We start from the raw sequence: 10082 nt of genomic DNA, 5'->3' as shown, positions 1-10082 counted from the left end.
CCACGCTGGTGCGGCGGCTGGCGGTGGTTGGCTTTGCCCTGACATTTGTCGCGCTGGCCTTTTTGCCGATATTCGGTACCGATTTCGGCAAGGGCGCGGTGCGCTGGTATTCGCTGGGGTTTGCCTCGCTGCAGCCGTCGGAGTTCCTGAAACCCGGCTTTATTGTCGTCGCGGCCTGGATGATTGCCGCCAGCCAGCAGATCAACGGACCGCCGGGCACGCTGATGTCGTTCGCGCTGTGCATGATGGTGGTCATGATGCTGGTTTTGCAACCTGATTTCGGCCAGGCCTGTCTGGTCCTGTTCGGCTGGGGCGTGATGTATTTTGTGGCAGGCGCGCCGATGCTGCTGCTGGTTTGCATGGCCGCCGTTGTGGTGCTGGGGGGGGTCTTTGCCTATAACGGCTCGGAGCATTTTGCCCGCCGCATCGACGGCTTTCTGAACCCGGATATCGATCCCACCACCCAGCTGGGCTATGCCACCAACGCCATCCGCGAAGGCGGGCTGTTCGGGGTTGGAGTCGGCGAAGGCCAGGTGAAATGGTCGCTGCCGGATGCCCATACCGATTTCATCGTTGCGGTCGCGGCCGAGGAATACGGGCTGGTGCTGGTGGTGGTGCTGATCGCGCTTTATGCCTCGATCGTGGTGCGGTCGCTGTTACGGCTGATGCGCGAGCGCGATACGTTTATCCGCCTGGCGGGCACTGGCCTGGTGTGCATGTTCGGCGTGCAGGCGATGATCAACATGGGGGTTGCGGTGCGGCTGTTGCCCGCAAAAGGCATGACATTGCCGTTTGTCAGCTACGGCGGATCTTCGCTGATTGCCACCGGGATTGCGGTGGGTATGCTCCTGGCCTTTACCCGCACGCGTCCGCAGGGCGGGATTGCAGATTACCTGAGCGGCCGCGGCCGCTGACGAGATGTGAAAGAGACCCCCTGAGGATGGCACAGAAACTGCTTTTGATGGCCGCTGGCGGGACCGGCGGCCATATGTTTCCGGCGCAGGCGCTGGCAGAGGTGATGCTGGCGCGCGGCTGGCGGGTGAAGCTGTCGACCGATGCGCGGGGGGCGCGCTATACCGGCGGCTTTCCGCATTCGGTTGAAATTTCGCAAGTGTCCTCGGCCACCTTTGCCCGCGGCGGCTTGCTGGCCAAGGCGCTGGCGGGGCCGAAGATCGCGGGCGGTGTGCTGGCGATGGCACTGCAGATGCGGCGCGAGCGCCCCGATGCGGTGATCGGCTTTGGCGGCTACCCGTCGATTCCGGCCCTGGGGGCGGCAACACTGCTGAAACTGCCGCGGATGATCCACGAGCAGAACGGCGTGCTGGGCCGGGTGAACCAGCTGTTTTCCAAGCGGGTGGCAGGCGTGGCCTGCGGCACCTGGCCAACTGACCTGCCTGAAGGGGTGGCACATGAACATGTGGGCAACCCGGTGCGCGGCGCGGTGATGGAACGCGCGGGTGCGGCCTATATCCCGCCGGGGGATTACCCGATGTCATTGCTGGTAATGGGCGGCAGTCAGGGCGCGCGGATTCTGTCCGACGTGGTGCCTGCGGCGGTTGCCGCGCTGCCGGATCACATTCGCCGGCATCTGCGGGTGTCGCATCAGGCGCGCGCCGAGGACCTGGACCGGGTCAATGCGTTTTACGCCGAGCATGGCATAAATGCCGATGTGCAGACATTCTTTCACGATGTACCTGCGCGGATGTCGGAGGCGCAGCTGGTGATCTCGCGTTCGGGCGCCTCGTCGGTGGCCGATATCTCGGTGATCGGGCGGCCCTCGATCCTGATCCCCTTTGCCGCAGCCGCTGGCGACCACCAAAGCGCCAACGCCCGTGGGCTGGTTGACGCCGATGCTGCCGTGATGATCCCCGAAAGCGCCCTTGATATCCCGGTGCTGGCAGAGCATATGGGCGCAATTCTGAGTAACCCGCAGGCTGCCACCCAGATGTCGGCCGCTGCACTGAACGCCGGGATTCCCGATGCCGCCGAGCGATTGGCGGCATTGGTTGAGCAACTGGCCCAGGAAGGATAACTGTCATGACCCCTGCAACCAAGCTGCCCGGCGATGTCGGCCCGATCCATTTTGTCGGCATTGGCGGCATCGGCATGTCGGGCATCGCCGAAGTGCTGCTGAACCTGGGCTACAGCGTGCAGGGGTCGGATCTGAAATCCTCGAAAATCACCGCCCGGCTGGAAGAGCTGGGCGCGCGGGTGTTTGTGGGCCAGAAGGCAGAGAACCTGGAGGAGGCTGCGGTTGTGGTGATCTCCTCGGCGATCAAACCGGGCAACCCGGAGCTGGACGAGGCCCGACTGCGCGGCCTGCCGGTGGTGCGCCGGGCCGACATGCTGGCAGAGCTGATGCGGCTGAAGTCCAACGTCGCCATTGGCGGCACCCACGGCAAGACCACCACCACCACCATGATGGCCGAGCTGATGGTGGCCGGCGGCTTTGACCCCACCATCGTCAATGGCGGCATCATTCACGCCTATGGCTCCAACGCGCGGATGGGGCAGGGCGAATGGATGGTGGTCGAGGCGGATGAAAGCGACGGTTCCTTCAACCGGCTGCCCGCGACCATTGCGGTGGTGACCAACATCGACCCGGAGCATATGGAGCACTGGGGCGATTTCGACACGCTGCGCGACGGGTTTTTTGAGTTTGTGTCCAACATCCCGTTCTATGGCATTGCGGTCTGCTGCACTGATCACGCCGAAGTGCAGGCGCTGATCGGGCGGATCTCCGACCGCCGTGTGGTGACCTATGGCTTCAATGCGCAGGCCGACGTTCGGGCGGTGAACCTGACTTACAAGGCAGGTGTCGCGCATTTCGATGTGCATCTGCAGGCCGAGGACCGGGTGATCGAGGGCTGCACCCTGCCGATGCCGGGAGACCACAATGTCTCCAACGCGCTGGCCGCGGTGGCGGTGGCTCGGCATCTGGGTATGAACAGTTCCGAGATTCGCGCGGCGCTGGCGGCCTTTGGCGGTGTGAACCGGCGATTCACCAAGGTGGGCGAGGTGAACGGCGTCACCATCATCGACGATTACGGCCATCATCCGGTCGAGATTGCCGCGGTGCTGAAGGCGGCGCGCCAGGCCAGCGAGGGCCGGGTCATCGCAGTGCATCAGCCGCACCGCTATTCACGCCTGTCCAGCCTGTTCGAGGATTTCTGCGGCTGCTTCAACGAGGCCGACGTGGTCGCCATCGCCGAGGTGTTTGCGGCCGGAGAGGAGCCGATCGAGGGCGCCAGCCGCGACGATCTGGTGGAAGGGCTGATCCGCCACGGCCACCGCCACGCCCGCGCCATCCTGAGCGAAGAAGACCTGGAGCGCCTGGTGCGCGAGCAGGCGCGCCCGGGCGACATGGTGGTCTGCCTCGGCGCCGGCACCATCAGCGCCTGGGCCAATGATCTGCCTGCACGGCTGGGGTGCTGAGGAATGCGGCGGCCGGCGGCCGGATGTTCTGAAGAATACCGCCGGATTTCCCTCCGGAGAACGGCGCGATGACGCTGTCGCTGACCCTTGCTGCCGTCTGGGCGCTGACTGCCAATGTGCTGGCGATGATTCCCAGCCGCGACAATCACTGGGCCCGGGCCTATGTGCTGATTGCGCTGGGGGTGCCGCTGCTGGGGTATGTGACCTATGAAAACGGCCCCTGGTGGGGGCTGGCAGTGCTGCTGGCGGGCATGTCGGTGCTGCGCTGGCCGGTGCTGCATTTCGGGCGCTGGGTTAAGCGCGCTTTGGGGTTGTAGCCATTCCGCCGCCCGCCGGTCCGCGAACAGTTAACGATTTCTTTCGGATTGCTTGATACTCAAACAGGAATATCTCGTGTTCCTTGTTTGATCCCAGCGTGTTTCCGCTGGCGGTGGAGGCCGCCCATGGTTGCTGTTGCCCTGATCTGGCTGGCATTCGGTTCTGTCTGGCTGATGTCGTTTTACAGTCTGGCGCGGGCGGGGCGGACAACAGCCGCCACCCTTGCCGGTTCAATCTGGTTTGTGGTTCTGATCTGGCTGGTTGGCCGGCTGCTGTTTGCGGCGGGGACTGGCCGCTTCGTCATGTTATCCCTTTATTTCGGCGGCCACCTGGTCTACGGACTGTGCTCGCTGGCTGGCTGGAACTTGGGACGGAAAAGACGATGGCGGCGGAAAGTGAAATTATTCTTCCGGCGGTGCGCGGCCGCCTTACCGGACAGAAATCGCTTGCGGAACTGACCTGGCTGCGCGTCGGCGGGCCGGCGGAGCATCTGTTCCAGCCTGCTGATGTTGACGATCTGGCGGCGTTCCTGCGCGATCTTGACCCGGCGGTGCAGGTGTTCCCGATGGGCGTGGGGTCGAACCTGATCGTGCGCGACGGCGGCCTGCGGGCAGTGGTGATCCGGCTTGGCCGCGGTTTCAACAATATCGGGACGGACGGCGGTACCGTGACCGCGGGCGCCGCAGCGCTGGATGCGCATGTGGCGAAACGTGCGGCGGATGCGGGTGTTGACCTGACCTTCCTGCGCACCATTCCGGGCTCGATCGGCGGCGCGGTGCGGATGAACGCGGGCTGTTACGGCAGTTACACCGCGGACGTGTTTGTCTCCGCCACCATCGTGACGCGGCAGGGAGAGATCCGCGAGATCACCGCCGAAGAGCTGGATTTTCAGTACCGACAGACCGCTTTCCCTGAGGGCGCGGTGCTGGTTTCGGCTGTTTTGCGCGGTCCCAAGGGCGACCCGGCGGAACTGCACGCGCGGATGAAGGTTCAATTGCAGAAGCGCGATGAGACCCAGCCGACCCGCGACCGTTCGGCCGGCTCCACCTTCCGCAATCCGGCGGGGTTTTCGTCTACAGGGCGTGCGGATGATGTGCATGACCTCAAGGCCTGGAAGGTGATCGACAACGCCGGCATGCGCGGTGCCCGGCGCGGCGGCGCGCAGATGAGCGAGAAACATTCCAACTTTCTGATCAACACCGGTGGCGCAACTGCCGCAGATCTTGAGGGATTGGGGGAAGACGTGCGGAAAAAGGTTTACGAGAATTCCGGCATCACGCTACAGTGGGAAATCATGCGGATTGGTGATCCGCTTCCAGAATAGCTGAAATTCTTCTGCGTTGACAAAGGCTTCTGTGGCCGCAGGCGGAGGTGGTCATAGGGGCCGCGAAGGGCTCGGGGAGCGGAAGTCTTAATTGTGGTAAAGGCGCGGTTAACGCCTCGGTAAGATTTTGGGCGGTAGGGTGCCGGCATGGCGGCACTGATCCGTCTGGGCGATCAAGGGGCGTATAGCCCTGGAGCAAACGGCCGGGACCATCCGGGCAAAGAGATAGATCGGGTTTTTCTGGGGACCCTAAAAACCAGGGGCGCAAAGCCCCGTATAAATTGAGGCGCTTCGTGGTGAGTAAGTCGAGCAGGGCACTCCCGAAAGTCGCGGTGCTGATGGGCGGACCGTCAGCCGAACGCGAAGTATCGCTGTCCAGCGGCCGTGAAAGCGCGGCCGCTTTGCGCGGTGAGGGGTTTGAGGTTGTCGAGGTGGATGCAGGCCGGGACCTGCACGCGCGGCTGGCGGATATCAAGCCGGATGTGGTGTTCAATGCGCTGCACGGTCGCTGGGGCGAGGACGGCTGTGTGCAGGGTGTTCTGGAATGGCTGGGCATTCCCTATACCCATTCCGGGGTGCTGGCCTCGGCGCTGGCGATGGACAAGCAGCGCTCCAAGGAAGTGTACCGCGCCGCCGGGCTGCCGGTTGTCGAAAGCGGTTTGTTTGCCAAGGATGAGGTCGGCGCAGGCCATGTGATGGTGCCGCCTTATGTGGTGAAGCCCAACAATGAAGGCTCCAGCGTCGGCATTTATATTGTGCAGGAGGCCGCCAACGGCCCGCCGCAGTTGTCGGCAGAAATGCCGGCCGAGGTGATGGTCGAGACCTACGCGCCGGGGCGTGAGCTGACCACCACTGTGGTCGGGGACAAGGCGCTGGCCGTGACCGATATCCTGACTGATGGCTGGTATGATTATGACGCCAAATACAAGCCGGGCGGCTCGCGCCATGTGCTGCCCGCGGATTTGCCGCGGGAAATTCATGACCTGTGCCTGGAATACGCGCTGAAGGCGCATGAGGTGCTGGGCTGCCGCGGTGTCAGCCGCACCGATTTCCGCTGGGACGAGGCGCGCGGCGCCGGCGGGCTGATCCTGCTGGAGACCAATACCCAGCCCGGGATGACACCGACCTCGCTGGTGCCGGAGCAGGCGGCTTTTTGCGGCATGACCTTCGGTGAGCTCTGCGCCTGGATGGTGGAGGATGCCTCATGCAACCGCTGAAGGGGCGCTTGCGCCGCCGTGGCGGCGGCGAGGGGCGGGCGGATCCGGCGCCGTCGCGGCTGAAGTACCGGTTGCAGCGCTGGATGCTGACGCCGGGTATCCGGTTCGGCCTGCGGGTCGGGGTGCCGTTCTGCCTGATCTTTGCCGCGGCCAGTGCCTATCTGGCGGATGAGGCCCGCCGCGCCGCGCTGCAGGGGCTGGTCAGCGACGCCCGCGCCGCAATCGAGGAACGGCCCGAGTTCATGGTCAACGTGATGGCGGTGGACGGGGCCGGACCCAGCGTGGCGCAGGACATCCGCGAGGTGATGCCGGCCGAATTTCCGGTGAGTTCCTTTGATCTGGATCTGGAGCAGATCCGCGACGTGATCACTGGGCTGGACCCGGTCAAGTCCGCCAGCGTGCGGATCCGCCCCGGCGGCATCCTGCAGGTGGACGTCGAGGAACGGAGACCGGCGCTGATCTGGCGCAGCCGCGAGGGTCTGGCGCTGCTGGATGAACAGGGCATTCACGTCGCTGAGCTGGGCCGCCGCAGCCTGCATCCTGAGCTGCCGCTGATCGCCGGCAAGGGGGCGGAAAAGCAGGCGGCGCAGGCGCTGCGGCTGTTCGCAGCGGCCAAACCGCTGGGTCCGCGGCTGCGCGGGCTGGTCCGTGTGGGCGAGCGGCGCTGGGACGTGGTGCTGGACCGCAAGCAGCGGATCATGCTGCCGGCGGAGCAGCCGGTGCGCGCATTGGAACGGGTGCTGGCGGTGAGTGAAGTGCAGGATTTGCTGGAACGCGATGTGGCCGCGGTGGATATGCGCCTGGCTGGGCGCCCGACCGTGCGGATGACCGAAAACTCAGTGGAAAACTGGTGGCGGATCCGGCAGCTGAACGGGGGCGGGCAGTAGCATGACAGATCTCTATCAATCGCAGCGGGCAATGCGGCAGATGCGCCGTCAGGCGATGCAGCGCGGCGTGGTGGCCATTCTGGACGTGGGCAGTTCCAAGATCGCCTGCCTGGTGCTGCGGTTCGACGGCTCCGGGCGGCTGAGCGAGGATGGCTCCATCGGCGCCTTGGCCGGGCAGTCGGGGTTCCGGGTGATCGGGGCGGCGACGACGCGGTCGCGCGGTGTGCAATTCGGTGAAATCACCGCCATGCAGGAGACCGAGCGCGCCATCCGCACCGCAGTGCAAGCGGCGCAGAAAATGGCAGAGGTGCGGGTCGATCACGTGATTGCCTGTTTCTCCGGGGCCAATCCGCGCTCTTACGGGCTGGATGCCAAGCTGGATCTTGAGGGCCAGGTGGTTTCGGAACATGAAGTGGCGCAGGTTCTGGCCTCCTGCGAGGTGCCGGAATACGGCGCCGGCCGCGAGGTGATCCATGCGCAGCCGGTGAACTTTGCGCTCGACAACCGTTCCGGCCTGGGGGATCCGCGCGGCCAGATGGGGCAGACGCTGGCGGTCGACATGCATATGCTGACGGTGGATGCCATCGCGGTGCAGAACCTGGTGCGCTGCATCCAGCGCTGCGATCTTGAGCTGGCGGGAATTGCGTCGTCGGCCTATGCCTCGGGGTTTTCGGCGCTGGTCGAGGATGAGCAGGAGCTGGGGGCCGCCTGTATCGACATGGGCGGCGGCTCAACCTCGATCTCGGTCTTCATGAAGAAGCACATGATCTATGCCGACGCGGTGCGTCTGGGCGGCGATCACATCACCAGCGACATTTCGATGGGGCTGGGGGTGCCGCTGACCAATGCCGAGCGGATCAAGACCTTTTGCGGCGGGGTGCATGCCACCGGTGCCGACGACCGCGACATGATCGACATCGGCGGCGATACCGGCGATTGGGAGCATGACCGCCGCACCGTCAGCCGGGCCGAGCTGATCGGCATCATGCGGCCCCGTGTTGAAGAGATCCTGGAGGAGGTGCGGGCGCGGCTGGATGCGGCGGGTTTCGAATATCTTCCCAGCCAGCAGATCGTGCTGACCGGTGGCTCCAGCCAGATCATGGGGCTGGACGGGCTGGCCAGCCGCATTCTCGGCCAACAGGTGCGCCTGGGACGTCCCCTGCGCGTTCATGGCCTGCCGCAATCTGCAACCGGGCCGGGTTTTGCCTCGGCTGTGGGGCTGTGTCTGTTTGCGGCCCATCCGCAGGATGAATGGTGGGACTTCGAGATGCCGGCCAGCCGCCATCCTGCGGGCACTTTGGGCCGCGCCGTGCGCTGGTTCCGGGACAACTGGTAGGCCGTTTTCATTTTTGCCTGACGGGTCAAAGAGGGCGTGACAGCGCCGGCAGGACCCGTTAGGTTGTTCTTAACGTCCGCGGCAAACGCGGCGATTCAGCAGGCCGGGCAGTGGCCAGCCACATATCAGGAAAGATGTCTTCTGCAGAAGTGATTTCGCGGATGCGATAGGTGTGTTGTGTGTGGCTTGTGCTGAATCCCCCATATCTGCTAGGGACGGCGAAATACCGCGGTTCAGGCTTCAGAAAGAGGCCGTATTTTGTGGCACGTTGTGCTTTTTGGGATGACGAAACTCCCTCTGCGCGGTAGAATTATGGTGAATAGCACAGGAAAAAGCCCTTTGCGGGAAGGGCGGGTAACACAGGCGGTAAGAGCATGACGTTGAATCTATCGATGCCCGGGCAGGAAGAGTTGAAGCCGAAGATCACGGTGTTTGGTGTCGGCGGGGCCGGCGGCAACGCTGTCAACAACATGATCGCCAAGGAGCTGGACGGCGTCGAATTCGTCGTTGCCAATACCGACGCGCAGGCGCTGCAGCAGGCCTCGGCCAAGAGCCGCATCCAGCTGGGTGTGAAAGTGACTGAAGGCCTGGGGGCTGGCGCCCGCCCGCAGGTCGGTTCTGCCGCGGCTGAGGAAAGCATTGAGCAGATCGTCGACCATCTGGCCGGCGCGCATATGTGTTTCATCACCGCCGGCATGGGCGGCGGCACCGGCACCGGTGCGGCGCCGATCATCGCGCAGGCCGCCCGCGAATTGGGCGTGCTGACCGTTGGTGTTGTGACCAAGCCGTTTCAGTTTGAGGGTCTCAAGCGGATGCGTCAGGCCGAGGCGGGGGTCGAAAGCCTGCAGAAGGTCGTCGATACGCTGATCATCATTCCGAACCAGAACCTGTTCCGCCTGGCCAATGAAAAGACCACCTTCACCGAGGCGTTCTCGATGGCGGATGATGTGCTGTACCAGGGTGTCAAAGGCGTCACTGACCTGATGGTGCGCCCGGGCCTGATCAACCTCGACTTTGCCGACGTGCGCGCGGTGATGGACGAGATGGGCAAGGCGATGATGGGCACTGGCGAGGGCGAGGGTGAAGACCGCGCGGTCCAGGCCGCCGAAAAGGCGATTGCCAATCCGCTGCTGGACGAAATCAGCCTGAAAGGCGCGCGCGGCGTGCTGATCAACATCACCGGCTCGCACGACCTGACCCTGTTCGAACTGGACGAAGCCGCCAACCGCATCCGCGAGGAAGTGGACCCGGACGCCAACATCATCGTCGGTTCGACCCTGGACACCGGCATGGAAGGCAAGATGCGGGTTTCCGTCGTCGCCACCGGTATCGACGCTGTGGATGTGAATACCGAAATGCCGGTGCCGCGCCGTCCGATGTCGGCGCCGCTGCGTCAGACCGTCAGTGTCGAGAATACCCGTCCGGCGCCACTGGAACTGGAAACCCCGGTTGCCCAGCCGGCGGCTGCAGAAGCCGCACCGGCTGCAGCACCTGAAGCTGCTGCAGCGCTGGAAGAGCCTGCGCTGTTCGAGGAGATGAACGTGCAGCAGGCCGTTGCGCAGGAG

10 protein-coding genes are annotated in these 10082 nt (G+C 64.4%); all 10 read left to right on the top strand.

Annotated features, from left to right (window positions below):
* Window positions 1–914: putative peptidoglycan glycosyltransferase FtsW (locus VOI29_RS18755; RefSeq protein ID WP_323782187.1), on the top strand; the 914-nt coding region annotated here is incomplete at its 5' end.
* Between the two features lie 26 nt (window positions 915–940).
* Window positions 941–2032 (top strand): UDP-N-acetylglucosamine--N-acetylmuramyl-(pentapeptide) pyrophosphoryl-undecaprenol N-acetylglucosamine transferase, encoded by a 1092-nt coding sequence (locus tag VOI29_RS18750; protein WP_323782184.1) that lies wholly within the window; start codon window positions 941–943, stop codon window positions 2030–2032.
* 5 nt (window positions 2033–2037) lie between these two features.
* The gene (gene murC / locus VOI29_RS18745) at window positions 2038–3435 is read left to right on the top strand and encodes a UDP-N-acetylmuramate--L-alanine ligase (protein WP_323782180.1); all 1398 of its coding nucleotides are present in this window, start codon (window positions 2038–2040) and stop codon (window positions 3433–3435) included.
* Window positions 3436–3503: 68 nt separating this feature from the next.
* Window positions 3504–3752 carry a DUF2484 family protein gene (locus tag VOI29_RS18740; RefSeq protein WP_323782177.1) on the top strand — a complete coding sequence of 83 codons (249 nt, stop codon included), beginning with the start codon at window positions 3504–3506 and terminating at the stop codon, window positions 3750–3752.
* Window positions 3753–3878: 126 nt separating this feature from the next.
* Window positions 3879–4211, top strand: a complete 333-nt coding sequence (locus VOI29_RS18735; RefSeq protein ID WP_323782172.1) for a hypothetical protein — start codon at window positions 3879–3881, stop codon at window positions 4209–4211.
* Window positions 4136–5077, top strand: a complete 942-nt coding sequence (murB, locus tag VOI29_RS18730) for a UDP-N-acetylmuramate dehydrogenase (RefSeq protein WP_323782169.1) — start codon at window positions 4136–4138, stop codon at window positions 5075–5077. Before VOI29_RS18735 ends, murB begins: the two co-directional genes overlap by 76 nt.
* 296 nt (window positions 5078–5373) lie before the next feature.
* Entirely contained in the window at window positions 5374–6294 is a 921-nt protein-coding gene (locus tag VOI29_RS18725) for a D-alanine--D-alanine ligase (protein ID WP_323782166.1), read from the top strand.
* Window positions 6282–7181 carry a cell division protein FtsQ/DivIB gene (locus VOI29_RS18720; RefSeq protein ID WP_323782163.1) on the top strand — a complete coding sequence of 300 codons (900 nt, stop codon included), beginning with the start codon at window positions 6282–6284 and terminating at the stop codon, window positions 7179–7181. The genes VOI29_RS18725 and VOI29_RS18720 overlap by 13 nt, the downstream gene beginning before the upstream one ends.
* A gap of 1 nt (window position 7182) precedes the next feature.
* A complete protein-coding gene (gene ftsA, locus VOI29_RS18715; protein ID WP_024090731.1) occupies window positions 7183–8517 on the top strand; it encodes a cell division protein FtsA in 1335 nt (444 codons plus the stop codon).
* A gap of 374 nt (window positions 8518–8891) precedes the next feature.
* The coding region (ftsZ, locus tag VOI29_RS18710) for a cell division protein FtsZ (protein WP_323782159.1) at window positions 8892–10082 on the top strand (1191 nt) is incomplete at its 3' end.

The organism is Leisingera sp. (assembly GCF_034669605.1).
In the GTDB taxonomy this organism is placed as follows: Bacteria; Pseudomonadota; Alphaproteobacteria; order Rhodobacterales; family Rhodobacteraceae; genus Leisingera.
This window is presented reverse-complemented; position numbering and strand designations above follow the sequence as displayed.